The organism is Streptomyces sp. NBC_01474, from assembly GCF_035918215.1.
Lineage (GTDB): Bacteria > Actinomycetota > Actinomycetes > Streptomycetales > Streptomycetaceae > Streptomyces > Streptomyces aureus.
The window spans coordinates 657,929-682,388 of record NZ_CP109449.1 but is presented as its reverse complement, the minus strand read 5'-3'; the positions used below and the strand labels follow the sequence as shown (position 1 = coordinate 682,388).

General features: G+C 69.4%; 20 protein-coding genes and 2 pseudogenes. 13 read left to right on the top strand and 9 right to left on the bottom strand.

Annotated elements, in window-relative coordinates; all coding sequences use genetic code 11:
* Nucleotides 1-27: 27 nt before the first annotated feature.
* Nucleotides 28-345 carry a putative quinol monooxygenase gene (locus OG758_RS03325; protein WP_326708523.1) on the top strand — a complete coding sequence of 106 codons (318 nt, stop codon included), beginning with the start codon at nucleotides 28-30 and terminating at the stop codon, nucleotides 343-345.
* Between the two features lie 116 nt (nucleotides 346-461).
* Here OG758_RS03325 and OG758_RS03320 read toward each other — a convergent pair whose 3' ends face one another.
* Nucleotides 462-1,661 carry an acetyl-CoA C-acyltransferase gene (locus OG758_RS03320; RefSeq protein ID WP_326708522.1) on the bottom strand — a complete coding sequence of 400 codons (1,200 nt, stop codon included), beginning with the start codon at nucleotides 1,659-1,661 and terminating at the stop codon, nucleotides 462-464.
* 274 nt (nucleotides 1,662-1,935) lie between these two features.
* On the opposite strand from OG758_RS03320, the gene OG758_RS03315 reads away from it, so the two are divergent.
* A complete protein-coding gene (locus OG758_RS03315) occupies nucleotides 1,936-2,448 on the top strand; it encodes a MaoC family dehydratase (RefSeq protein ID WP_227299666.1) in 513 nt (170 codons plus the stop codon).
* An 85-nt stretch (nucleotides 2,449-2,533) separates the two neighbouring features.
* Here OG758_RS03315 and OG758_RS03310 read toward each other — a convergent pair whose 3' ends face one another.
* Nucleotides 2,534-2,983 (bottom strand): hypothetical protein, encoded by a 450-nt coding sequence (locus tag OG758_RS03310; protein ID WP_326708521.1) that lies wholly within the window; start codon nucleotides 2,981-2,983, stop codon nucleotides 2,534-2,536.
* A gap of 94 nt (nucleotides 2,984-3,077) precedes the next feature.
* Between OG758_RS03310 and OG758_RS03305 the strand changes: the two are divergent.
* From OG758_RS03305 to OG758_RS03290, 4 genes and pseudogenes are all read left to right on the top strand, one after another.
* Nucleotides 3,078-3,356: pseudogene (locus OG758_RS03305) on the top strand (hemin ABC transporter ATP-binding protein); the annotation flags it as partial.
* 127 nt (nucleotides 3,357-3,483) lie between these two features.
* Nucleotides 3,484-4,638, top strand: a complete 1,155-nt coding sequence (locus OG758_RS03300; protein WP_326708520.1) for a hypothetical protein — start codon at nucleotides 3,484-3,486, stop codon at nucleotides 4,636-4,638.
* 136 nt (nucleotides 4,639-4,774) lie between these two features.
* Entirely contained in the window at nucleotides 4,775-6,283 is a 1,509-nt protein-coding gene (locus tag OG758_RS03295) for a carotenoid oxygenase family protein (RefSeq protein ID WP_326708519.1), read from the top strand.
* 131 nt (nucleotides 6,284-6,414) lie between these two features.
* Nucleotides 6,415-6,837, top strand: coding sequence for a universal stress protein (locus OG758_RS03290; RefSeq protein ID WP_442810411.1), 423 nt, complete (start codon nucleotides 6,415-6,417; stop codon nucleotides 6,835-6,837).
* On the opposite strand, the gene OG758_RS03285 is transcribed toward OG758_RS03290, so the two are convergent.
* The 4 genes from OG758_RS03285 to fae form a co-directional block, all read right to left on the bottom strand.
* Entirely contained in the window at nucleotides 6,809-7,993 is a 1,185-nt protein-coding gene (locus tag OG758_RS03285) for a hypothetical protein (RefSeq protein ID WP_326708517.1), read from the bottom strand. The genes OG758_RS03290 and OG758_RS03285 overlap by 29 nt on opposite strands.
* Before the next feature lie 271 nt (nucleotides 7,994-8,264).
* Nucleotides 8,265-9,074: a DUF4389 domain-containing protein gene (locus tag OG758_RS03280; protein ID WP_326708516.1), complete on the bottom strand. Its 810-nt coding sequence runs from the start codon at nucleotides 9,072-9,074 to the stop codon at nucleotides 8,265-8,267.
* 181 nt (nucleotides 9,075-9,255) lie between these two features.
* Complete coding sequence (locus OG758_RS03275) at nucleotides 9,256-10,191, bottom strand: NAD(P)-dependent oxidoreductase (protein ID WP_326708515.1); 936 nt, start codon at nucleotides 10,189-10,191, stop codon at nucleotides 9,256-9,258.
* Nucleotides 10,192-10,274: 83 nt separating this feature from the next.
* On the bottom strand, nucleotides 10,275-10,823 hold the full coding sequence (gene fae / locus OG758_RS03270; protein ID WP_326708514.1) for a formaldehyde-activating enzyme: 549 nt from the start codon (nucleotides 10,821-10,823) through the stop codon (nucleotides 10,275-10,277).
* 328 nt (nucleotides 10,824-11,151) lie between these two features.
* On the opposite strand from fae, the gene OG758_RS03265 reads away from it, so the two are divergent.
* From OG758_RS03265 to OG758_RS03250, 4 genes are all read left to right on the top strand, one after another.
* Entirely contained in the window at nucleotides 11,152-11,925 is a 774-nt protein-coding gene (locus OG758_RS03265) for an IclR family transcriptional regulator (protein WP_326708513.1), read from the top strand.
* 268 nt (nucleotides 11,926-12,193) lie between these two features.
* Nucleotides 12,194-13,669, top strand: coding sequence for an NAD-dependent succinate-semialdehyde dehydrogenase (locus tag OG758_RS03260; protein WP_326708512.1), 1,476 nt, complete (start codon nucleotides 12,194-12,196; stop codon nucleotides 13,667-13,669).
* 41 nt (nucleotides 13,670-13,710) lie between these two features.
* Nucleotides 13,711-15,051, top strand: a complete 1,341-nt coding sequence (locus OG758_RS03255) for an MFS transporter (protein WP_326708511.1) — start codon at nucleotides 13,711-13,713, stop codon at nucleotides 15,049-15,051.
* A gap of 562 nt (nucleotides 15,052-15,613) precedes the next feature.
* Nucleotides 15,614-15,814: a hypothetical protein gene (locus OG758_RS03250; RefSeq protein ID WP_326708510.1), complete on the top strand. Its 201-nt coding sequence runs from the start codon at nucleotides 15,614-15,616 to the stop codon at nucleotides 15,812-15,814.
* A 508-nt stretch (nucleotides 15,815-16,322) separates the two neighbouring features.
* Here OG758_RS03250 and OG758_RS03245 read toward each other — a convergent pair.
* From OG758_RS03245 to dctA, 3 genes and pseudogenes are all read right to left on the bottom strand, one after another.
* A complete protein-coding gene (locus OG758_RS03245) occupies nucleotides 16,323-17,405 on the bottom strand; it encodes a tartrate dehydrogenase (protein ID WP_326708509.1) in 1,083 nt (360 codons plus the stop codon).
* Between the two features lie 178 nt (nucleotides 17,406-17,583).
* Nucleotides 17,584-18,405, bottom strand: coding sequence for a LysR family transcriptional regulator (locus tag OG758_RS03240; RefSeq protein WP_326708508.1), 822 nt, complete (start codon nucleotides 18,403-18,405; stop codon nucleotides 17,584-17,586).
* 222 nt (nucleotides 18,406-18,627) lie between these two features.
* Nucleotides 18,628-20,048 (bottom strand): annotated as a pseudogene (gene dctA / locus OG758_RS03235) (C4-dicarboxylate transporter DctA).
* A 344-nt stretch (nucleotides 20,049-20,392) separates the two neighbouring features.
* On the opposite strand from dctA, the gene OG758_RS03230 reads away from it, so the two are divergent.
* The 3 genes from OG758_RS03230 (at nucleotide 20,393) to OG758_RS03220 (ending at nucleotide 24,372) form a co-directional block, all read left to right on the top strand.
* Nucleotides 20,393-21,031 carry an SRPBCC family protein gene (locus OG758_RS03230; RefSeq protein WP_326708507.1) on the top strand — a complete coding sequence of 213 codons (639 nt, stop codon included), beginning with the start codon at nucleotides 20,393-20,395 and terminating at the stop codon, nucleotides 21,029-21,031.
* A 379-nt stretch (nucleotides 21,032-21,410) separates the two neighbouring features.
* Entirely contained in the window at nucleotides 21,411-23,156 is a 1,746-nt protein-coding gene (locus OG758_RS03225; protein WP_326708506.1) for a hydrogenase maturation protein, read from the top strand.
* Nucleotides 23,157-23,283: 127 nt separating this feature from the next.
* Entirely contained in the window at nucleotides 23,284-24,372 is a 1,089-nt protein-coding gene (locus tag OG758_RS03220; protein WP_326708505.1) for a hydrogenase expression protein HypE, read from the top strand.
* Nucleotides 24,373-24,460: the final 88 nt, after the last annotated feature.

Below are 24,460 nucleotides of genomic sequence, written 5' to 3'. Positions count from 1 at the left end.
ATCGCCCGATTCAAGGAGAGCCACCCCATGTCGTACGTCGTCATCGCCACCATGAACGCCAAGCCCGGCCAGGAGGAACTCGTCGAGAAGACTCTGCGAGAAGCCGCGGCCGATGTGCACGCGGAGCCGGGGTGCGCCCGCTGGGCCCTGCACCGCAAGACCGGCACCACCGGCCACTTCGTCATGGTCGAGAAATGGGAGTCCAAGGAAGCGCTCCACACCCACGGCAAGGGCGCCGCGCTCGCCGGGATCGGACGCGCACTGAAGGACGCGTTGGAGGGACCGGCGGATGTCGCCGTCTTCGACGCGCTTCCGGCGGGAGACGCCGAGAAGGGCGCGCTGTAGACACACGCGATCGCGTCCGGCACGCAGTGGTCCGTACGTGCTGATGGCTCCGGTGCCCGTGACAGGCGGCACGGGCACCGGAGCCGTTCAGGACCTCTCGGACCCCCTCGGACCCGTCAGAGCACCTCGAAGAGCCCGGCGGCCCCCATCCCGCCGCCGATGCACATGGTGATCACCACATGGCGGACACCGCGCCGCCGCCCCTCCACGAGCGCGTGGCCGACCAGGCGGGCCCCGGTCATGCCGTACGGATGGCCGACCGCGATCGCGCCGCCGTCGACATTGCACCGGTCGGGATTGATGCCGAGCGCGTCCCGGCAGTGCACCGCCTGGGAAGCGAACGCCTCGTTGAGTTCCCACAGGCCGATGTCGTCGACCGAAAGCCCGTGTTCCTTGAGGAGCTTGGGGATGGCGAACACGGGTCCGATGCCCATCTCGTCGGGCCCGCACCCGGCCACGGCCATGCCGCGGTACGCCCCGAGCGGCTCGAGCCCGCGCCGCTCGGCCTCCGCGGCTTCCATCAGGACCGACGCCGACGCCCCGTCCGAGAGCTGGGACGAATTGCCCGCCGTCACCGTCGAGACGGCTCCCGCGGCGCCGTCCGGCAGCACCGCCTTCAACGTGCCGAGACCGTCAAGGGTCGTACCGGGCCGATTTCCCTCGTCGGCGGTGAGCGTGACCTGCTCCCGGCGCACCTCGCCGGTCGCCTTGTCCTGTACGAGCTTGGTCGTGACCAGGGGCACGATCTCGGCATCGAACCGGCCCGCCTCCTGCGCGGCGGCCGTCCGCGTCTGGGACAGCAGCGCGAACGCGTCCTGCCGCTCACGGCTGACCCTGTACCGCTCCGCAACGATCTCGGCGGTCCGCAGCATCGGAAAGTACAGGTCCGGGCGGTGCTCGGTGAGCCAAGGGTCCTGCGCACGATAGGAGTTGGCGTGTTCGTTCTGCACGAGCGAGATGGACTCCGCGCCACCGCCCACGGCGATCTGCATGCCGTCGTGGACGATCTGCTTCGCCGCCGTGGCGATGGCCATGAGCCCCGACGAGCACTGCCGGTCGATCGTCATGCCGGGCACGGAGTCGGGTATCCCGGCGCGCAGAATCGCCTGCCGTGCCAGGTTGAAGCCGCCGGCGCCCTGCTGCGCGGCGACGCCGATGACGACGTCCTCGATCTCACCGCCCTCCAGGCCGGCACGCTCGACGGCGGCCGCGAGCGCATGGGCCGTGAGCTCCTGCGGCTGTGTGTCGTTGTAGGCGCCGCGGTAGGCCTTGGCGATGGGGGTGCGGGCGGTCGAAACGATGACGGCTTGCCTCAAGGGTGCTCCAGGTGTCTGTTGAGCCGTTCGGCATGCGGCTGGGCAACTGCAGTTCGGGGGGAGAGAGACGTTGAGGGTTGTCCCTACCGCTGAGCGGCACGGTCTCGTCAGTCTCTGTATGTGAGCATGTCGGTATTGACGTCGGATTCAAGTCTTACTGAGCGTGCCGCCTGCGGCAGATGGCGTCAAGCAGTGAAGTGATCCGGTCCAGATATTGAAGCCGGATTCATCTTCGAATACCGTCGTCGGCGTCCCCCGGATTCCAGGAGCTGCCATGACCGAGACCACGGCACAACTGCGCCCGACGACCGTCGAAGATCTGGTGAACCTGATCGGCACGGAGATCGGCCCGACCCAGTGGCACACCGTGACACAGGAACGGATCGACGCCTTCGCCGACCTCACCGGCGATCACCAGTGGATCCACGTCGATCCCGAGCGTGCGGCGCAGAGTCCGTTCGGGTCGACCATCGCGCACGGCCTGTACAGCCTGTCGCGCGGTCCGCGCTTCATGGAGGAGCTGATGGCGTTCGACGGCTTCGCGCACAGCCTCAACTATGGCTACAACAAGGTTCGCTTCATTCATCCGCTGCCGGTGAACTCGCGTATCCGGATGCGCGGGACGTTCCTGTCGGTCGACGTGGTGAAGCCCGGACAGGTCAACGTCGTGACGCAGATGACCATCGAGGCGGACGGCGTCGACAAGCCGATCGTCGTCGCCGAGTCGATCGGCCGCTTCACCGAGCACGCGCAGGGCGAGGGTGCGGCGCTGGGGGCGACCGTGTGAGTGCCCGACCAGGTGGGCGACTGCCGTGCCGTCCGGTCCGGTTGTGTCGAGACGGTATCCGGTGCGTGGCTACGCAGAAGAGGGATCAGCAGCCCGGACGCCGACGTCGGCGCGGCGGCCGGCCGGTCGACTGTGACTGCGTGCCGTACGAGTCGGACCCCCTAGGCCGTCCACTTCCGCAACAACTGCTCCCGCTGTGAGCTCCGAGGCGATCCGCCCTCCCGTGTGCGGCCCCATGCCCGGTCATCAGGGGCGGGGCGTCGTCGAGGCGGCCGGAGCTCACGGGCAGCGCCAGCTCCGTCACCGCGCTCAGGGCCAGATCCTTGACCACGCCGACCCGCCGCATCAGGGACTTCACGGGGATGTCCGTCACCGTCAGGGCGGTCACGTCCTCCCACAGATGGAGGCCGAACTGTCTGTCGCCGAGGCCCACCACACCCTCGGGGGTCAGGCGTACTCCAGGAGCCACACCGGACGGCTTCGCGCCCACGTACACGTCGCCCTCGGCGATCCAGAACAGCCCCACCATGGCCATGGTTACTCACTTCCCCCGACGACGGCGTGGCCGTCGTGTCACTTCTCAAACGATCAGGTCGTCCACCGTAACGCGTGCTGTGGAGGGGAAGTTCGCCGCGCTCGACCTACGCCACCAGGAACTGGTCCTGTGCCTGTGCCGCGAGCGCGCGGCCGCCGGGGACGCGGTGGTCGTCGTCCTCCACGACCTGACCCTCGCCGCGGCCTACGCCGATCGCACCGCCGTGCTCCACGACGGCCGCGTCGACGCCACCGGCACTCCGTCCGAGGCCTACGACGAAACGCTCCTCGGCGACGTGTACCGCCAGCCGGTCGAGGTCCTTGCCCATCCCCGCACAGGCACTCCCATCGTCATCCCCTGCCGGAACCGCTGACGGTGGGGAGGTGTCACGACGCCCTCCGCATCGGTACTGCGGGACGCATGCCGTACGAGATCACCACCCCTTATTCTTCCGCTCATCGCAGCACACAGGGCTGCAGAGCCAAGGCGGGGGACGACACATGACATATCGGCGCGCGGTGATACCGGCACTGGTCGGAGGTCTGCTGATCACGCTGTTGCTGTGGTGGGCGGGGGCGAGCACGCACGCACTGCAACTGCGCGGCACCACGAGCGTGTTCGACCCCCAGTCCGTGATCGAGCTCGAACGCTGGCTCACACCCTGGGCGTACGACTCCACGGCGGAGCTGATGTCCGGCGGGCCTGTCGGTGGAAGCACGCTGATGGGCGGAGAGACCCAGTACGCCGATCTGTACAGCACCGCGATGCAGATCAGATTCGTGGCGGTCTTCGTGCTCTTCCTGGCCGGTGCGCTGCTCCTGGTCCGCAGGATTCCGCCGACGCGGGGCCGTACGCCGGCCACGCTGCTCGCCCTGTGGGCGTGGGCCCCGGTGGCCGGAACGCTGGCAGTGACCCTCTCCGCACCGTGGCTGATCGCGTCGAGGGGGCACGGCAGCTACCGGGTCCTGCCGGCACTGGCGAGTGTGATCGCGTCGAGCGGCCCGGTCACGGTGTTCGCCGGGCTGTTGACCGCCGTGGTCACGGTGCTCGTGGCGCGTGTGACCGCCAAGGGTGAGGATCCGCTGCCCCGGCACAGCGTGCCGCCGCGCGCTGCACGCCTGTCCGCGAGCGTGGGGACTGTGGTGGTCGCGTTGTCGCTGGTGGTCCTCTCGTACCAGTCGGTGGCGGCCTGGATCCAGACCTCGTTCGGCGGTGGAGGAATGCTGTCCGAGCCCGGCGACCTGCTGCGCCAGTGGCTGCTGCTCGGTGGCTGGACGGGCCCGGCGAGCACTGGGCTGGGGGACTGGCTGCTGTACCGGGCCGTCGACGTGCTCATGCTGGCCGTGGTGTGGTGGGCGCTGCGACTGCTGCCCGGCCTGCTCACGCGCGCCACGGTGCCGGCGATGGCGGTGGGCGCGGTCTGCGCAACCGTACTGGGGCTGCTGGCGAGCCAAGTGCTGCACATGGCGATCGACGACACGGCCGGTGTGTACGGGCCTGTGCACCGGTTCTCGGCGCTCGGCAGCGGCGTCCCGGCCGCGCTTACCTTCGGCATCGCGGCGGGCCTGGCAGCCGTCGTGACGCTGCGGCTGGCCGGGGGCCCTGACACGGGTGAGGTTCCCGCCGGCCGGGACACGGCTGACGTTTCCGGTTAGCGACCCTGGTGGGGGTGTTGCCGGCACCACCCCCCGATGGGGCCCAGGCCACCTGACTCGCAGTCGTCCGCGCGGCAGGCTTTTCCCAGCACCGGCGAAGAAACGCCGGGCACCGGCCAAGGACGGGGAAAGAGCGATGAGCGGTCACACACGCCGAAGGGTCCTCCAGGGAGCGGCAATCGCGGCAGCCGGAAGCGTCGTCGGGGGCTACGGTCCCGGTTTCCGCACCACCGAGGCACAGGCTGCCATCCGCGGCACGGCGGCCGGGGCAGGGGACTCAACTCCGTTCCTGGAGGGCGCGTTCGCGCCGGTCACCGAGGAACTCACGGCGTTCGGCCTCGAGGTGACCGGCCGGGTGCCACGCGACCTGGACGGCCGCTACCTGCGTACCGGCCCCAACGCCCTGGGACTTGAGGACCCGCGGGCGCACCACTGGATGCTCGGCGACGGCATGGTGCACGGGGTGCGGCTGCGCGGCGGGCGCGCCGAGTGGTATCGCAACCGGTGGGTGCGTTCCTCGCAGGTGGCACGGAAACTGGGTGAGCCGTACCCGGGCCAGGCCCCGCCGGACGACTTCGCCTGCAACACACACGTCATCCCGTACAAGGGACGCATCCTGGCCCTCCAGGAGAGCGGACCACTGCCGTACGAACTGGACGGCGAACTGAACACGGTGCGGCCCTACGACTTCCGCTCCACGCTGGAGGGCGCGTTCACCGCGCACACCAAGTACGACGTGGCCGCGGACGAACTGCACGCCGTGGCGTACTACCCGACCTGGGACCACGTGCGGCACCTCGTGGTCGACGGGACCGGCCGCGTGGCACGGACCACCACGATCCCGGTCGCGGACGCGCCGATGATGCACGACTTCGCCCTGACCGGGAAGTACGTGGTGGTCGTCGACGTGCCGATCACCTTCGACATGGCAGCCGCCGAGGCGGGCGCACCCGTGCCCTATGTGTGGAACCCGAAGCACCCGATGCGGGTGGGGGTGACGCCCCGAAGTGGCGGCGCCACGCGCTGGTTCGAGATCGATCCGGTGTTCTACTCGCACACGCTCAACGCGTACGACCAGGGCGACACCGTCGTCATGGAACTGACCACCATGCCCGCCCCGTTCTACGCCGCGGGCCGGGGCAACGGCGGGCCCTCCACGACCGGCACACCCGTACTCGACCGGTGGACCATCGACCTGCGTGCGGGCCGAGTGACCAGTACCCGGCTCGACGACCTGCCGCAGGAGTTCCCCCGCGTCAACGAGTCCCTGGTGTCGCGACGGCACCGCTTCGCTTACACGGCCAGCGCCGCGGAGATGTGGCGCGCCTACGAAACGGTCGACGGGGTGCCGCCGGACGACAAGTTCACCAACTGCCTGGTCAAGCACGACATGCTGCGCGGCAGCCGGCAGGTGCACCGCTTCCCGAACGGCGCGGCGGCCGGAGAGCCGGTGTTCGTGCCACGCCGCGGGGCGCGGGACGAGGACGACGGCTACCTCCTGTCCTACGTGCACAACCCCGACCGCGGAGCCAGCGACCTGGTGATCCTCTCCGCCCAGGACTTCACCGCCCGTCCCCTGGCCCGTATCCACCTTCCGGGCCGGGTACCGCTCGGCTTCCACGGGAGCTGGGTCGCGGACGCGTGAGGCCCGGCACCCTCGAGGCCGATATGTCCTGCGCCTGACGCCCGCCGCCTCGCGTGGCGGTGTGTTCGGGTTTCGGAGACTGTGGGTGTGAGGGCGTCGGAAGGGTGAACGCAATGGACAGGGTGCCGAGGATCGTAGTGGGCGTCGACGGTTCGCCCTCGTCGCAGGCCGCGCTGCGCTGGGCGGTCAGGTACGCGGGCCTCGTGGGCGGGAAGGTGGAGGCGGTCTCGGTGTGGGAGGTACCCGGTATGGCGTCGTGGTCGGCCCCGGCGGTGGACACCGACTTCGACGAGGCCCAGGCCGAGCAGGGTCTGGTCGAGGAGGTCCGCGCCGTCCTCGGCGAGGACGGCGGATCCCTGGTGCAGGAACGGTTGGTGCGTGGTAACGCGGCGGAAGTGCTGGTGGATTCGGCCGAGGGCGCCGAGATGCTGGTCGTGGGCAGCCGTGGCCACGGAGGCTTTCACCGGGCCCTGCTCGGTTCGGTGAGTCAGCAGGTGGCGCAGCACGCTCCGTGCCCGGTGACGATCATCCGCCCGGACGCGCCTGCGGAGTGACCTCCCGCCCGTTGTGCCAGTCGGCTTCACCCAGGTGGCTCATGGCTTGGCGGAAGTCATCGAGAGCGGGCCCGAACTCGCGGGCCGCGGTGTGAAAGGTCGATCGGTCGATCAGAACCTTGGCCAGTGTGCGGGGACCGTCTGCCGGGTCCTGCCGCGACAACTGGCGGGCCAGGCTCACCCCTTCGTTGAACAGAGGGCGCACTCGCTCCGCGAACAGATGGGTGCACTGTTCCCAGTAGACAGCGGAGCGGACGGTGAGGACGCGGTGAAGCCGCACCAGTTCGGCCAAGTGCTGATCTGGATCTTCAGCGGCTCTCAGGGCCAGGCTGTCCACCTCTTCGCGCAGAGTGATACGGCTGTCGAAGTAGCGCTGCTTGACATCGGGAGTCCACACCATGGGCGTTGATCCCGAAGGGAAGCGCGGTTCACCGGACGCCTGCCGCTCTGTGTCGGCGCCGTAGAAGGGCAGCAGGACCGCCCAGTAGGTTGCTTGATAGCTGCTGGAGGACCTGCGCTCGCCCGTGGCGGCCAACTCCGTCAGCAAGGCGAGCGCGTCTTGCCGTACGGCAGTGGCCTGTTCGTCTCGGCCGTAGGTGTCGAGCATGTGTGCGTAGCCGAGCAGGGAGTAGAAGTGGCAGGCCATCGGGCCGCGATCGTTCGCGGCCTCGGCCGCTTCCATATCGACGAGTATTTCGAAGGCCGCGAGTGCTTCGCCGGGTCGGCCGGCGGCATCCAGAGCGGCGATCCATTCCAGGAGTGACCAGGCGAGACTCCCGCTGTTGGGCCCGTGGGGCAGAAGTGCCCCGACCCACTCGGTCAGCGCGTCGGCAGCCTCGGCGAAGCGGCCTTCCTCGGAAAGGCCGGCAGCCCAGTCACGCAGCCCCCGGACCCTGGGGTCTCGGGTCAGGTCGGCCTGCGCACGGCCGACGGCGAGCATCTCGGCGCGCATGGCGAGGCCTTCGGTGCGCCGGCCCTGGGCGTAGAGCTCTCTCTGGCAGCTGTCGAGCGCGTCGTACAGAAGGTCCGCACGGGCAGGTTCGGCCGGATCAATGGCCCGCGCCGCGGCCACCGCCTCCTCACGCAGCGCGAGACAGGCGTCGTGCGGTCGGCCGGAGCTGGTGTCGTAGCTCAGGCGCTGCAGGGCCTTGGCCAACCGGGGCAGGTAAGCGGCGGGGCTGACCTGGGCGAGTACTCGGTAGGCGTCGACTTCCTCGCGCGGAGTGCGGCGTCCGGAAGCGAGCAGCACATTCCGCGCTCGCACTATGTCGTCCTGATCGACGTTCCCCGAATGATTCATAGCGGAGATTTTGGGTGCATCCGAGAGGGCCGAACAAGCCTGGTGACCTGTGCCGTTCGTCCTACGAAAATGCCTTCTGACCTGTCATGATGAGTGTGTCATCGCCTCCTTGACGCTGTGGGACCGGTCAGAAGTGGTCCGGCGCCACGGCGCCGGCCGAGTGGTCGGTGATGTTGTCGGCGTAGTCGGAGTCGTAGTCGACGGTGCTGTTGGCGATCTGTCCGACCAGGCCGAGCAGCAGGAACAGCACGACGAGGACCTTGGCCGCGGTGTCGAGCAGCAGCGGCCGTGTGCCCGAGTGGACCTCCTCCGCGGATACCGGCTCGTCGCCGAAGAGCCGCTTGGGGTAGGCGGGCGTGAGCAGCAAGGTATACGCGTTCAGACGCAGGCTGTACCGGACGACGGCTGCCGTCGCGGCGTACAGCGGAGCGGGCAGGCGCCCCAGGATGAGGGCGATGAGCCAGAACACCCAGCTGAGCGTGACCCAGCCGCTGCGGACGAGGGTCGCGACGATGGCTGCGGGGATGAGCAGGATCAGGCGGAAGAACACCGCGAGACGGTTGAGCGGGGTGGCGCGGAGTTCGATCTGCACCGGGTATTGCGGGGCCGAGAAGGCGAAGGGCGGGTAGCGGTCGACCAACAGCGTGGCGCTCGCGTTGACCCGGGTCTCGTAAGCCACGACGGAGCCCAGGAACGAGAAGATCCCGTCCGGCAGACGCCCCATGAACAAAGCCGCGAACCAGCCGGCGATCACGACGAAGAACGCCGCGACAGCGAGGAGGAACAGCACCACGAACTGGGGAATCAGCAGCAACCACCGCAGCAGCACGGTCCAGCGTCTCTGACGTTCGGGCGCGGGGACGTCGAGGGCCGGCAGCCACTCGGCGCCGCTTCCCCCGGCGCCGGTCGCGGGTCGCTCGCCCCAGCCTGTCGCCATGAGCACTCCTGATCGTTCCGGTACGGCTGACACCGAAATGCTCTGCCCTCCCGGCCGGGCCCGCGCGGGCACAGAGCCAAACGGAGGCGGCTGGGAGGTGCGGGGGAGCCCATCGCCTGGGCCCGGTGCCACACCCGGCACCGGGCCCAAGCGCCACCTCATGCCGCCGAGGCCGCTCCGGTCACACGGCCGCCGGTGTACCCGCCTCCCGTGCCTTGTTCGCCGGGAGCCGGAATTCCTGGCCCGCCAGGGACTCGTACAGACGGACCGGGCTCATCTCGCCCGCCAGGTCGCCGTGCTGGGCCTTGGAGCGGCGGTAGATCTGCTCGACCAGCGCCGACAGTTCGGTGGGCACGCCGATGTCGCGGCCCAGGTCCACGGCGAGCCCGAGGTCCTTGCAGGCGAGTGCCATGGCGAACGAATCGTCGTAGTCCCCGTCGGTGAGGATCGACATGATGTCGTTCTCGAGGAAGTTCGAGGCGGCCGGGCTGGCCAGGAGCGCGTTGCGCAGGGTGTCCAGGCCGACGCCCGCCTTCACTCCCATGGCCAGGACCTCGGCGGACGCGGTGAGGTGGGTGAACCACAGCAGGTTGATCATGAGCTTGACCGTGTAGCCGGCGCCCAGCGGACCCACGTGGAGGATGCGGTCGGGGTCGCCCATCACCTCAAGGACGGGCAGCGCCGCCGCGAAGTCGGTGTCGGAGCCGCCGACGAAGATCTGCAGCTGCCCGGCTTTGGCGCCGTGCGCCATACCGCTCACCGGCGCGTCGAGCCGGCGCACACCGCGCCTGTCGAGCACCTCTGCGGCGACCCGGTCGGCGGCGGCCGGCGTGGACGTGGACATGTCGATCCACAGGGACCCGGCGGGCAGCGCCTCGGCGACCGCGCCGCGCAGCAGCACGTCCTCGACGATGCGCGGGTTGGGCAGCATCGTCACCAGCACCTCGGCGTCGCTCGCGCACAGCGCGGCGGTCTCCGCCCACGCGGCGCCGAGAGCCACGTGCTCGGCGGCGGCCTCGGGGCGGGTGTCGTGCACCGTCACCTGGTGCCCCGCCCGGATGAGATGACGGGCCATGTGGCCGCCCATGTTGCCCAGACCGATGAATCCGATCCTCATGATCATTCCTTACTGCAGCGGAGTGCGGGGGTGTAAGTGAAATGCCGTAAGCGTGTTGCGGGAGTGGGGAGTTGGGTGGATGGTCAGGCCTTGGGGGCCGAGTCCGCGAGCTGCTGCGCCGACGGTGTGTAGAACGGGTTGGTGACACCGGACTTCGCCGCGTCGATCACGTCCCCGGGCGTGGGCCGGCTCTCGACGGCGGCGCGCAGAGCCTGGTGTGCGGCGACCCGCTGGTTGCGGAAGGACTCGTCCAGGTCGTCGACACCCGGGTTGACCCAGATCGCGGCGATGATCAGCAGGTCGTCCACCTCGCCGGCGGGGACGGTGCCGTCGAGCAAGGCGTCGGTCACTCCCTGCGCGAGGCCCGCCTGGGCCGAACCCCAGGTCGCACGCTCGTGCAACTCCCCGTCAGCGGCTGCCTTGTTGACGAACAGCGTCAGCGGCTTCACCGGCACGGAGGGGCGCACGACCGTCATGAACGGCACGTGCCCCGCGCTGGGCGTGGCCAGGGCGGTGGCCCACGCTGTCTCGACCGGACCGCCCTTGCGGCCGAGGACGATGTTGGTGTGCGCGGCGTTGACGCCGTCGCCGACGAAGGCTTCACCGATGAGGGCGGTGGAGGCAAAGGACATGGCGGTGCTCCCGTACGAGGATCAGGGCGGGACAGGGGGTCGAGCCGGGGCGTAAGGCTTAACAGGCGGGCGCGCCGGACGAGTTGCGGGGTGTGTGTGCCGACCCGCGGCACGAGACGTGGCCGCAACGGCGGGGCGTACCCCGCCTTTGGTTGGCTGCTCGGCGAAACTAGGTCGCCGTGCGTCCGGCGTGCAAGCCCGCACCGGAAATCGAAACCGGGGTTGCGATGCGCGCAACCCCTCGGGCTCCCCCTGCCGCTCGGATGGCCGCGTGACCACACTCTGACCAGGCGCTTCGGCGGCAGGCCGACGCCTTTACGATGCGAGCGTGAACGAAGCGAACGTCCCCCGATCCGTCCGCAGCCAGGGCCATGGCCTGCGCCGCGACGTCGATCTTCTGGAAGCCCTGGGCTCGCCCGAGGCCCACCGCACCGGCGGCCTCGGCGTCGTACGGATAGCCCAGCTGGTGGGACGCGACAAGAGCCAGGTGTCCCGGGCGCTGAAGGCGCTCGCCGACGAGGGCATCGTCGAGCGGGATCCCGACAGCCTGGAGTACCGGCTCGGCTGGCGACTGTTCTCGCTGGTCGCGCGGACCTCGGAGAGCCGGGTCGTGCGGGTGGCGGGGCCGGTCATGCACCGGTTGGCCGCGGACCTGGAGGAGACCACACACCTGTGCGTGCTGCATGACAGGGAGGTGCGCACCCTGCTCTCGGTGTCGGGGCACTCCTACCGGCTGCGTGAATGGGAGGGCCGAGGTTGCCCCGCCTGGATCACCTCCGCGGGACCGGTGCTCCTGGAGGGTGCCAGCCCGGACGAGCTGTACGTGCGGTTCGGGGCCACGGAGGAGGTGTCGGTGCCCGACCTCTGGTCCCGCATCCGGCGGGCCGAGGCGGAGGGATTCGCCCGGGAGGTCGAGGAGTTCGAGCCCGGCCTGGTCGGAGTCTCCGCGGCGGTGCACGACTTCCGCGGCCGGGTCGTGGCCGCGCTCAACGTCACCGCGCCCACCGAGCGTTTCGCGTCCCGCCTCGACCACGCGGGACAGGCGGCCGCGGCCGCCGCGGCGAAGGTGTCGGCCCAGCTCGGCTGGGAGCCGCGGCAGTAGGCGGCGGTGAACGGCGGCCCGAGGAGGGGTTGCGCTGAGCGCAACTCGCGTCTCGATCGCAGCTGAGACCTTGTTCTCGGCGGTTAACGGCCCGTAAATTCCTCGCATCCCGGCCCCAGCGCGACGGACAGAGACCCCAGAGACGTCCCCGCCCCGCACCGGGCCTGCCCTTCGGCACGCCCTTTTCGCCGGTCTGCTCGGCAACACTTTCTTCCATCTGCCGGTTCGGCGCGCCCTGAGCGCCCGCGACCGGTGCAAGGAGCAGTCCATGGACATCGACATCGACAGCATCGTCAAGTCACCTTACGGAGAAGGAGACTTGTGGATCGGCGGACAGTGGCGTGCCGCGTCCGACGGGCGCACGTACCCCGTGTACGACCCGGCCACCGGCGAGGTCGTCCGCGAGGTCGGCGCCGCCTCGGCCGCCGACGCGGCCGCCGCCCTCGACGCGGCGTCGGGCGCGGCCGAGCAGTGGCGGCGCACACCGGCGCGCCGCCGCTCGGAGATCCTCACGGGCGCCTTCCGCCTGATGCACGAGCACAGCGACGCCCTCGCCCGGCTCATCACCCTGGAGAACGGCAAGGCGTACCGCGACGCCAAGGCCGAGGTCGGCTACGCCGCCGAGTTCTTCCGCTGGTTCGCCGAGGAGGCCGTACGCGTCGGTTCGGGCTTCGGCGAGGCACCGGCCGGCGGCTTCCGGCACGTGGTCAGCAAGCAGCCGGTCGGCGTCACCGCGTTCGTCACGCCGTGGAACTTCCCCGCCGCGATGGCCACCCGCAAGATCGCCCCGGCCCTCGCCGCCGGCTGCCCCGTAGCGCTCAAGCCGGCCCCCGAGACACCCCTGACCGCGCTGGCCGTCGCCGCGCTGCTCGCCGAGGCCGGACTGCCCGACGGGCTGCTCAACGTCCTGCCGACCGATCGCGCCCCCGAGACCGTCTCCGCATGGCTGGACGACGAGCGTGTGCGCAAGTTCTCCTTCACCGGCTCCACCGCCACCGGCCGCGTCCTGCTGCGCCAGTGCGCCGACCACGTCGTCAACGTGACGATGGAACTCGGGGGCAACGCCCCCTTCGTGGTACTGGCCGACGCCGACGTCGATGCCGCCGTACGCGGTGCGATGGACGCGAAGATGCGCGGCGGGGGAGAGGTGTGCATCGCCGCCAACCGGTTCTACGTGCACGCCGACGTGGCCGCCGAGTTCACCGAGAAGTTCGGCGCCGCGATGCGCGCGGTCAAGGCCGGGCCCGGTCTCGCCGAGGGGGTCACCCTCGGCCCGATGATCAACCCGACGGCCGTGGAGCGGATCAGCGGCCTGGTCACGGACGCCGTGCAGCGCGGGGCCCGGATCGCCGCGCAGGGCGAGGTGCCCGTCGACGGCGGCTGGTACCACCCGGCCACCGTCCTCACCGACGTCCCCGCCGACGCCGAGATCCTGCACACCGAGGTCTTCGGCCCGGTCGCCCCCATCGTCACTTTCACCGACGAGGAGGAGATGCTCACCGCCGCCAACGACACCGCGTACGGCCTCGCCTCGTACGTCTACACCCGCGATCTGGCCCGCGGCCTGCGGATCGCCGAACGCCTGGAGGCCGGCATGGTCGGCCTCAACCGTGGCCTGATCTCCGACACGGCCGCCCCCTTCGGCGGCGTCAAGCAGTCCGGCATCGGCCGGGAGGGAGGTCGCGAGGGAATCGAGGCGTTCCTCGAGACCAAGTACGTCGCCCTGGACTGGCCCACCGACTGAGACCCGGCCCGCCCCCTGCCCCCACAACCTACGGAGTCCCCATGGCAATGACGCCTGTCTCCCAACGCCCCCACGGCGCGCCCGCGGTAGGCAGCCCCCGCGACCGGGCCCGGCTGCACTTCCGCCTGAAGACCGCGACCCAGTTGGGCCAGGGTCTCGACGGCTACGTCATCGGCGGCATCGGCATGGCCATGACCGCGCTCACCGCGGACCTGCACCTGGGCACGGTCGCCCAGGGCCTGGTCGGAGCCTCGCCACTGATCGGCATCTTCTTCGGCGGACCGGTCTTCGGCTGGCTCGCCGACCGGTTCGGCCGCCGCCCCGTCTTCATGGTCGACATGCTGATCTTCCTGATCAGCTCGGTGGCCCAGTTCTTCGTGGCGGACGGTACCCAACTCTTTCTGATCCGCCTGGTGATGGGCCTGGCGATCGGCGGCGAGTACGCGGTGGGCGCACCCCTGCTGTCCGAGTACGCGCCCAGCAAGGGCCGTGGCCGACTGCTCGGCAGCCTGGAGATCAGCTGGTACGTGGGATACGCCCTGGCCACCGTGGTCGGCGCCCTGTTCGCCGAGACGGACGGCGGCTGGCGCTGGTCCCTGTCCAGCGGCGCGGTCATCGCCGTCGTCTGTCTGGCACTGCGCGGGGGCGTGCCGGAGTCGGCGCGCTGGCTCCTCAGCAGGGGCCGCACCGAGGAGGCCCGAACGCTCATCGAGCGGTACGGCATCGAGCTCGACGCGGAGGCCGAACTCGCCGACAGCGGTGAACGAGCGGGATTCCGGGCGCTGTTCAGCCGCAAGCACCTGCGGGCGACCGTCTTCGCCGGCACGTTCTGGGCGGCCCTCGTCCTGCCGTACTTCGCGATCGGCGCCTTCTGGAGCGAGGTGTTCGAGGCCCTGAACATGGGCGACAACGCGGTCGCCGCACTCCTCGTCTACGCGTTCACCGCGGTCGCGGGCGTCACACTCGGCTGCCTCGTGGTCGAGCGCATCGGCCGCCGCAAGCTCCTGATACCCCCGTTCTGGATCACCGCGGTCTGCCTCGCCCTCGTGGCGATGTGGCCGGACGTCACGCCCGTCGTGGTGGGCGGCTTCCTGTTCTTCATCTTCCTCAACGCTGCGTCCAGCGCGCTGACCGCGGTGTACCCGCTGGAGGTCTTCCCCACCGCACTGCGCACCACGGGTGTCGGATTCGCCGCGGCCATCAGCCGCGTCGGTGCGGCGATCGGTACGTTCCTGCTGCCGATGGGACTGGAACACGTGGGCCCGCGATTCGTCCTGCTGGTCGGCGCGGCGGTGCTCGCGCTAGGCGGTCTGGTCTCCCACTTCCTGGCCCCGGAGACCACGGACATGGACCTCGCCCACACGGCGCGCGCGGGACGCTGACCGCTCTGAGTGCTCATGCCCGACAGGTCGGGGCGTGCCCCGCCTGCCCCTGCTTCTGCGCTCGGACCCGGTCGGGGGCAGGAGCGAGGCCGGCTCGGTGACACGTGCGGATCCGAGGCTCCGAATGAGTGGACTTGGCGGGGTGCGCATCGACCGGGACGCCGCGACGGGGCCGGGGTGGTCGGTGTTGTTGCGGTCCGCTCCCTCGATCTGGAAAAGGCGCCCCGACAAGGTACGTATTCCTGCCCGACGTCTGTTCGCCGCTGGGGACTCGCCCGGACCGTCCGCCCCGATCGTCACCCGAAGAACGTCCTACGACGGCGAGGTCGCCCCGCGCCAGGAGCTGTCTCCGGGACCCGGCCGGGACCGAGCCCCGTGCGTCACTGCGGCGGTCGGTAGGCCCGCACGGAACACTGCCTGCCGGTCGCGGTGACAGTGTGGAGATACGTCAACTCGGAAGAAGAGCATGGCACTTGGGAGGCGGATACGCCGAGACTGGCAGTCGGCGTCGTCCGAGCGGCACGCCGACAGCCGAACCTCACCGGTCGATCAGGGAGTTCCGATGAGCCTGCGCAAGCGAGCGATTGCCGTCGTGTTCGTGGCCACCGCGGCCTTCACCGCTCTGGCTCCGCAGGCCATGGCAGCCCCGATGCCCTGGGAGACCAGCAAGTCCCCGGTGGCCGCCACCCACCACATCCCGGCTACGACGGCTGAGGAGAGGGGTGCGGTCACTGTGCTCTGTGGCTCGCCCTGTTACCAGTAAGTGGCGGCCTGGCGTGACAGCTCCATCGGCAGCGAAGATGTCAGTGTCCGAACACTCGCTCACTCAGCGGGAGTTGGGGATGGCCATCCTTTGGTGACGTGACGCGCCGACTGGTCCTCGGTGGGCTCTGTCTCCCACCGTAGCGACGTCGACGACGAGTCTCCTGCTGACGGGCGTACGCCGCACGAGGTGCGGTGTCCCGGGGAGGTTTCTGGCCGGGACACCGCACCTGGCTGCCCGTCGTGTTGGACGCGGCCCGGTGGGCTGAGGCAATCGGCATGCCCCGGGAGTTGGCCTCGGCCTGGAGCCTGCCCGACTACTGCGGTCAGAACCAGCGCTCGCCGTGATGCCGGCATGCCGCGACAGCCTGACAGTCGGTCCCGGCCCGATGGCCCCGGCGCCCGGACATCCGTCACCGGGGGATGCGTCGTTCGCCACATGCACCGACGCACACGAAGTCCCGGGCCGCTGGCGCGAACATGGAACGGCCCGGGACGGTATAGGGGTGTCAGTCGTTCAGGGCGTCGATGAGTGCCTTGACGACGTCTTCGGTGGTCGCGGTTCCGCCCACGTCGCGGGTCAGGATGCCGGCCGCGGTCGTGGCCTCGATGGCTCGGTGCAGTCGGGCGGCCTGTTCGGGCAGGCCGAAGTGCTCCAGCATGAGTGCCGCGCTGCCCACCGCGCCGATCGGGTTGGCCAGGCCCTGGCCGGCGATGTCGGGGGCCGAGCCGTGCACCGGCTCGAACATGCTCGGGAAGCGGCGCTCGGGGTTGAGGTTGGCGCTCGCCGCCAGGCCGAGGCTGCCCGCCAGCGCGCTCCCGAGGTCGGAGAGGATGTCGGCGTTGAGGTTGGAGGCGACGACGACCGACAGGTCCTCGGGGCGCAGGACGAACTTCGCCGACATGGCGTCGACGAGGACGCTCTCGGTCTCCACGTCGGGGTAGTCGGCGGCGACGCGCTTGAAGACGTCGTCCCAAAGGACCATGCCGTACTGCTGGGCGTTGCTCTTGGTGACGCTCGAGACCTTGCGTCGGTCGCGGGTGCGGGCGAGGTCGAAGGCGAAGCGCATGATGCGTTCGCATCCGACCTCGGTGAACAGGGCGGACTGGACGGCGACTTCACCACCGGGGCCGCGGCCCGCGAGGTTGCGTCCCCCGAGGCCGGCGTACTCGCCTTCGCTGTTCTCGCGCACGACGACCCAGTCGAGTTCGGTGTCGTCGGCCTTGCGCAACGGGCTCTGGACGCCGGGCAGGAAGTGGACGGGGCGGACGTTGGCCCACTGGTCGAAGCTCTGGCAGATCTTCAGGCGCAGGCCCCACAGGCTGATGTGGCCGGGGACGGTGGGCCAGCCGACGGCGCCGAAGTAGATGGCGTCGAAGTCCTTGAGGCGGTCGAGGCCGTCGTTGTCGATCATTTTGCCGGTCCTGGTGTAGTAGTCGCACCCCCAGGGGAACTCCTCCCAGGCGAAGGAGAAGGCGCCGCCCGAGTCCTGGGCCAGCGCGTCCAGCACGGTGCGGCCCGCGGCGACGACTTCCGCGCCGACGCCGTCGGCGGGAATGGCGGCGATCCTGAAGATCTGGGGTGTGGTCACAACGGCCTCCGGCGATGAGCGGGCACATGGGGTGCTTGGCTGGACATCCCTGAGTCAACACAGGGGCCCGGCATCGCGTCCAAGACCTGCTTTCGATACGACCCATAGCCACAGCCGATGGGTGGGGCAGCAGAGCAGGGTGCCCCCGGGGGTGTCCGACGGGTGGCGCTGCGGCCGTTCAGGAGAAGCCGGCGCGGTCCTCGGCGGCTCGCTGCCTGGCCAGGGACCGGGTCAGGTCCAGGAACGAGCGGGCGGCGGGGGTCAGGTGCGCGGGCAGGCTGATCATGGCGACGTGCAGGTGGGCGGTGGGCTCGATGGGTGCGACGGCGGCTCCGCACCGGCGGGCAAGGCGCGTCCAGGCTGCCGGGAGTACGGCGATGCCTACACCGCTCAGAACGAGCGGGAGGATCGACGTGCGGTGGTCGACCACGGCGACGATGTCGGTGTCCGTTCCGGCGGTGGTGATGTCGTCGACGATGGTGCGCATCAGACTTCCGCGGCGGGACGCTATGAGCTTGCGCCCGGCGAGGTCTTCCGGGCGCAGGGGGACGGCGTCCTCGATTTCCCCTCCCGGCGCGGAGACGGCGACGAACGGTTGGACCTCGACGGGCAGGACTTCGATCCCAGGGACGTTGACCGGGCTGGCCGCTCCGAGCAGGCCGAGTTCACAGGCGCCGCTGCGCACGAGAGCGACCACTTCTTCGGGTGTGAACGCGGCCTGCGTGCCGACCCTCAGCGAGGGGTGCAACTCGGTGAATCGCTGGACCAGTGTGGTCAGCGGCTCGATGCCGGGGGACGGCATGACCGCTATCTCGACGGTCCCGCCGTGCAGCCCCGACAGTCCTGCCGCCTTCTCACGCACGGCATTGAGATCCCGTAGTACCCGCCGGCTGGGCTCCAGGAGCTCAGCGCCGGCCTCACTGAGCACCACGCCGCGGCCCAGCCGGTGGAAGAGGGAGACACCCAGATCGGACTCCAGGTTCGCCATCGCCTGCGACAAGGAGGGCTGCGCGACATGGAGCGCGGCCGCCGCCTTGCTGAACCCCCCCGTGCTCCACGATCGCGAGGAAGTATTCGAGTTGCCGGGCGTCCACGGCGCCTCCCCGACCCGTAGACGACAGAGCAATAGCCGCAGCCTATCGGTCAGGCTGCGGCGAACACTGCTGGGGTACGGGTGCCAAGGGCTCAGGCATCCGTACCCGGGAAACAGTCGGCGGCAGGGTCAGGGACGTGACGAGACCGTCCGGGACTTGGGGTCGGGATCGGTGTCCGGGTGGGCCACGGGCGCCGGACGCCGGGCAGCGCCTTCGGTCGGGTGGGCCGCAGCTGGAACCTCCACGACCTCACCTGCCAGCACCAGCCGGGCGCGCGGCAGATCGAGGCCCTTCTCCCAGGTGGCTATGAACAGCGTCGCGACGGCATTGCCGTAGAAGTTCACCAGGGCCCGGCACTCGGACATGAATTTGTCGATGCCGAAGATCAGCATGATGCCCGCGGCCGGTACGTGGCCGACCGTCGACAAGGTGGCCGTCAGTGCGATGAAGCCGCCGCCGGCGACTCCCGCCGCGCCCTTGGACGTGAGCAGCATGACAGCGAGCAGTCCGAGTTGCTGTCCCAGCGAGAGCGCGGTGTCGGTGGCCTGGGCGATGTAGAGGGTGGCGAGGGAGAGGTAGATGGCGGCACCGTCGAGGTTGAAGCTGTAGCCGGTCGGCACCACCAGTCCCACCGTCGACCGTTCGACGCCCATGAACTGGAGCTTGCGCATCAGGCCGGGCAGGGCGGGTTCGGCCGTGGAGGTGCCGAGAACGAGGAAGAACTCGTCCTTGAAGTAGCGGAAGAGCTGGAAGATGTTCAGCTTCACGTAGGCGCGCAGCACCGTACCGAACACGACAACGACGAAGAGGATGGACGTGACGTAGAAGAGCAGGATGAGCGAGCCCAGGTTGGTCAGCGTGGACAGGCCGAACTTCCCGATGGCGTAGGCCATCGCGCCGAAGGCTCCCAGCGGCGCCGCCTTCATCACGAAGGACAAGACCTTGAAGACCACCTCGGTGAGGCGGTTGACCCCGGCGATGAGCGGTTCCCCACCTTGCCGACCGACTTGATGGCGATGCCGAAAATCATCGCGAGGAAGATGACCTGGAGGATGGCGCCCTCGACGAAGGCGCCGAAGAAACTGTGAGGCACCAGGTTGGTGAGGAACTCCCACCACTGCTGGTGCTCGCCCTGCTGGATGTACTGACCGGCGTCGCCGGAGGTGTTCAGCCGGGACGGATCGGCGTGGACGCCGTCACCCAGCCGGAAGAGGTTGATCGCGACAAGTCCGGTGACCAGCGCGGCTATTGTGCCTACCTGGAAGTAGGTCAGTGCCTTGAGGCCGGTGAGGCCCACCTTCTTCAGGTCGGCCACCCCGGCGATGCCGCTGATGATGGTCAGAAAGACGATCGGCCCGATCAGCATCTTCATGGCGGCGATGAAAGTGGTGCCGATCGGCTCCATCGAGGTGGCCGGATCAGGCCACTGCCACCCCAGCACGATGCCGATCACGATCGCGGCCAACACCTGTATGTAGAGCTGCCTGTACCAGGGTTTCGTCGGAGCTGTCGCTGCGATCGGTGTCGCTTCGTGCGGGGTGTGCGTCATTGCAACCTCCATACGGGTGGGGAGAGGCTCACCTGCACGCCCTGCGGGGCACAGCAACGGAGCTGTCCTGCACGGTGCGTTCGCAGATGTCGGCTCGTCCGAGGGCGGTGGGCCACCGAGCCCGTTCCGTGGCCCACCTGCTAGCAGGACAGTGAAGCCGGTCACACTCCCGCGGGTCCACGACCAAAAATCGATGCCCCGCATAGGCCGCGCCTATGAGGTGGCCAGGCCCCTCGTCTCTTTGAGGATCAAGGGGATCAGGGGTCGCCACGTCCGGGCCGCAGTGGGAGTGGCCGCCCTGCCGCGCCGCTGGCACGTCGAGATCGAGACCATCTTCGAGGTGGATGAGTGCCGAAGCGGTTCATCGCCAACGCTCCGCTCGCCGATCTGTTCGTCGTCTTCGCCCGCACCGGCAAGGGAGCTACGGCACCAAGGGCATCTCCGTCTTCCTCGTGGGAGGCCGCATCCACATCGCCGCGCTGTGCGTCGTGGACCCCAGTCCTAGAATCGGGCCCATGCGTAGGACTGACAGCGCAAGGCGGATGATCGCAGCGCCACCGGCGATCGTCTACGGCGCCCTGGTGGACCGGGAGTCCATCGAGGCCTGGCTGCCCCCGGACGGCATGAGCGGGCGGGTGGAGCGGTGGGATCCCAGGCCTGGTGGCGGGTTTCGCATGGTTCTCACCTATCTCGACGCTGCCGACAACCCAGGCAAGACGTCCGCTGCGACGGATGTCGTCGACGTCGGGTTTGCTGCCCTGGTGCCACCCGAGCGCGTGTTGCAGCGTGCGGTGTTCGAGTCCGACGACCCGTCGTACGCGGGCACCATGACGATGACCTGGAACCTGACTGCCAAAGGCGGCGGGACCGAAGTGACTGTCACTGCCACGGATGTTCCACCCGGGATCGACCGAGCGGCCCACGAGGCCGGGATCGCTTCCTCGCTGGCCAACCTGGCCTCGTACGTCGAAGGGTCCCTCTGACGCAGCGCAGTCACGCGGCTGCGGAGAACCGCTTCAGATGCGTTCCTGAAGGTGAGGCGGCACCGAAATCTCCGTAAGCGCGGCGCGAGAAGTGTTTGATCGTCCGTTCAACCTCGGTCCTGCGCCCCTGCATTGGCTTGTCGAAGCTGGTGGGGCCGGGACGTGGCGCGCATCCGTGGCGCGGCTCCCGCCGAGCCCAGGAGATGTCGGTCGTCCTGACGCCGCTGCCGATGACTCGCACGTGCGCCGAGTGGTCGTCACCCCCTGCGCTTTGGAGTGACGGCGCGGCCCGGCTTCGGTGTGGCTCCTGCCCTGTGTCCGAGGATCGCGGGTGGCTGGACCCGTTCCGGCCGTTACTCCGGGGCTATGGGAGGTTGCCGTGCACATTCTTCTGGTGGCGAGCGCGTTCAACAGCCTCACTCAGCGTGTCCACGCCGAGTTGCGGGACCGCGGTCACACTCTGGACGTACATCTGGCTTCCAGCGATGATGCACTGCGCGACGCACTCGACGTCTGTGGGCCGGAGCTGGTCATCGCGCCCATGCTGAAGAGGGCCATCCCCGAGGACGTGTGGCGGAAGCACACATGCCTCATCGTTCACCCCGGCCCCGTCGGTGACCGGGGTCCCTCTTCGCTCGACTGGGCGATCAACGCGGGCGTGGACCGTTGGGGCGTCACCGTGCTCCAGGCCAACGGGGAGATGGACGCCGGCGACGTGTGGGCATCGGTCGGCTTCCCGGTGCCCCGGGTCGGAAAGAGCGACCTGTACCGGAACGAGGTGTCGGACGCCGCGTCGGCCGCGGTACTCCTGGCCGTCGACCGATTCGCCTCGGGCGTCCATACGCCCCAGCCCCAGGCTCAGTTGCGGAACAGGGCAGCGGCAGGGACCCGCCCCGCCTACCCCCAGAGCCTGCGGCGCATCCGCTGGCAGCGGGACAGTACCGAGACCGTGCTGCGCAAGCTGCGCGCCGCCGACTCGTCCCCGGGTGTGATGGACGAACTCCTGGGCGGTGAATGGCACTTGCACGGGGGCCACCCGGAGGATGAGCTGAGGGGGCGCCCTGGGGAACTGCTCGCCACCAGAGCCGGCGCGATCTGCCGGGCGACAGCAGATGGCGCCGTGTGGATTCCCGAACTGAGGCCCCGCCGCAGACCGGGGCAGCCAAGGCCGTTCAAGCTGCCTGCGGTTCAGGCCCTCGCCGGCCGACTGCCCGCGCTTCCCGAGCTGTCGGTCCGTCCCGAGCTGTCCGGGCTTCCCGAAAGCACCTTCGTGCCTGCCGCGGACCGTGACCGGCGTACCTGGTCCGACATCCTCTACCGCGAGGAGGGGGAGGTCGGCTTCCTGTCCTTCTCCTTCCCGGGCGGGGCCATGAGCACATCGCACTGCCGGCGCCTGCTCGACGCATACGTGGCTGCCTGCTCGCGACCCACCACCGTGCTTGTTCTCGGCGGCACCCGGGACTTCTTCTCCAACGGCATTCATCTGAACGTGATTGACGCGGCCGACGATCCGGGCGCCGAGTCCTGGGCCAACATCAACGCGATGAACGACCTGGTCGAGGCCATCCTGACCACCACCGACCGGCTGGTGATCAGTGCCCTGGGCGGCAACGCCGCCGCGGGCGGGGCCATGCTGGCGCTCGCCGCGGACGAAGTGTGGTGCCGTGCGGGCGTGGTGCTGAACCCGCACTACCGACTGATGGGGCTGTACGGGTCCGAGTACTGGACCTACACGCTGCCGCGCCGTGTGGGCGCCGAGGCGGCCGACCGCCTGACACAGGAGGCGCTGCCGGTCAGCGCGTCGGCGGGGTGGCGGCTGGGGCTGGTGGACCGGCTGGTCGAGTGCTGCCCACAGGATTTCTCGGGCGAAGTCACCCGTTCGGCCGTCAGGCTCGCCAAGTCCTCCGGCATGCAGGAGCGCATCGCGGCGAAGAAGCAGGCGCGGGAGCGGGACGAATCCGTCAGGCCGCTGTCCCTGTACCGGGAAGCGGAGCTCTCCAGCATGCTCCGCACCTTTTCGGATCCCGGTGCCCCGTACCACGCGTTGCGGCGTGCGTTCGTCCGCAAGCAGCCGCCCGCGGAGACGCCGTCCCACCTGATCCGCGCAGGTGCGACGGGTCGGTGACCTGTCCGGGTGGTCCGCGTACGCCTGCGCACGGCCACGTCGCGCAGTGACCGGGTGCCTGCTATCAAGGAATGCGAGGGCCCAATTGTGCCCTTTCGTCGTATACCTCCCCCTAGGAGGCATCCCTATGGATGCAGCAGCGCCGACCGAGGTCGATTCCGACGTGCCTGATATGCCCGCAGAGGACGAATCCCCGACGATTCACATCCTCTGGATCAACGCGGGACTGAGCTGCGACGGCGACTCCGTGGCCCTGACAGCCGCCATGCAGCCGAGCATCGAGGAGATCGTGCTCGGCGTGCTTCCCGGTCTGCCGAAGATCGCCGTCCACTGGCCGCTGATCGACTTCGAGTGCGGACCGGTTGGCGGCGCGGACACCTTCATCGAGTGGTTCTTCAAGGGGGAGCGCGGCGAGATCGACCCGTTCGTGCTGGTCGTCGAGGGGTCCGTCCCCAACGAGGCCATCAAGCCCGAGGGTTACTGGTGCGGGTTCGGCGACGATCCCGAGACGGGCCAGCCGATCACGACGAGTGAGTGGATCGACCGGCTCGCGCCCAAGGCACTTGCCGTCGTCGCCATCGGGACATGCGCCACGTACGGCGGCATCCACTCGATGGCGGGCAACCCGACCGGTGCCATGGGCGTCCCCGACTACCTCGGCTGGGACTGGAAGTCCCAGGCGGGCATCCCGATCGTGTGCGTACCGGGATGCCCGATCCAGCCGGACAACTTCTCCGAGACCCTGACCTACCTGCTCTACCAGGCGGCAGGGTCGGCTCCGATGATTCCGCTGGACGACAAGCTCCGTCCGACATGGCTGTTCGGGGCCACCGTCCACGAGGGCTGCGACCGGGCCGGCTACTACGAGCAGGGCCAGTTCGCCACCACCTACGACTCGCCCAAGTGCTCGGTAAAACTCGGCTGCTGGGGCCCCGTCGTCAAGTGCAACGTGCCCAAGCGTGGCTGGATGAACGGCATCGGCGGCTGTCCGAACGTCGGCGGTATCTGCATCGCCTGCACCATGCCCGGCTTCCCCGACAAGTTCATGCCGTTCATGGACGAGCCGCCCGGCGGCAAGCTGTCCAGCACGGGGAGCGGCGCGTACGGGGCGGTGATCCGAAAGCTCCGCTCCATCACGGCCAAGACCGTGGACAAGGAGCCGAAGTGGCGTCACCGGGGCGACGAACTGACGACCGGATACCGGCCGCCGTGGTGAGTGCATGTACCGCACGGCGCGCCCTCGGGGTGGCCGTCCCAGGTGATCCGACCTCCCGTACGAAGACTTGACGAAGGGCGCTGCACAG

What these genes read in the sequence shown, in the direction of transcription:
- OG758_RS03220 (WP_326708505.1), top strand. Translation starts at nt 23,284, where the DNA reads ATGGATGCAGCAGCGCCGACCGAGGTCGATTCCGACGTGCCTGATATG.
- fae (WP_326708514.1), bottom strand. Translation starts at nt 10,823, where the DNA reads ATGTCCTTTGCCTCCACCGCCCTCATCGGTGAAGCCTTCGTCGGCGAC.
- OG758_RS03310 (WP_326708521.1), bottom strand. Translation starts at nt 2,983, where the DNA reads ATGGCCATGGTGGGGCTGTTCTGGATCGCCGAGGGCGACGTGTACGTG.
- OG758_RS03325 (WP_326708523.1), top strand. Translation starts at nt 28, where the DNA reads ATGTCGTACGTCGTCATCGCCACCATGAACGCCAAGCCCGGCCAGGAG.
- OG758_RS03250 (WP_326708510.1), top strand. Translation starts at nt 15,614, where the DNA reads ATGAGCCTGCGCAAGCGAGCGATTGCCGTCGTGTTCGTGGCCACCGCG.
- OG758_RS03230 (WP_326708507.1), top strand. Translation starts at nt 20,393, where the DNA reads ATGAGTGCCGAAGCGGTTCATCGCCAACGCTCCGCTCGCCGATCTGTT.
- OG758_RS03295 (WP_326708519.1), top strand. Translation starts at nt 4,775, where the DNA reads ATGAGCGGTCACACACGCCGAAGGGTCCTCCAGGGAGCGGCAATCGCG.
- OG758_RS03300 (WP_326708520.1), top strand. Translation starts at nt 3,484, where the DNA reads ATGACATATCGGCGCGCGGTGATACCGGCACTGGTCGGAGGTCTGCTG.
- OG758_RS03280 (WP_326708516.1), bottom strand. Translation starts at nt 9,074, where the DNA reads ATGGCGACAGGCTGGGGCGAGCGACCCGCGACCGGCGCCGGGGGAAGC.
- OG758_RS03255 (WP_326708511.1), top strand. Translation starts at nt 13,711, where the DNA reads ATGGCAATGACGCCTGTCTCCCAACGCCCCCACGGCGCGCCCGCGGTA.
- OG758_RS03260 (WP_326708512.1), top strand. Translation starts at nt 12,194, where the DNA reads ATGGACATCGACATCGACAGCATCGTCAAGTCACCTTACGGAGAAGGA.
- OG758_RS03275 (WP_326708515.1), bottom strand. Translation starts at nt 10,191, where the DNA reads ATGAGGATCGGATTCATCGGTCTGGGCAACATGGGCGGCCACATGGCC.
- OG758_RS03315 (WP_227299666.1), top strand. Translation starts at nt 1,936, where the DNA reads ATGACCGAGACCACGGCACAACTGCGCCCGACGACCGTCGAAGATCTG.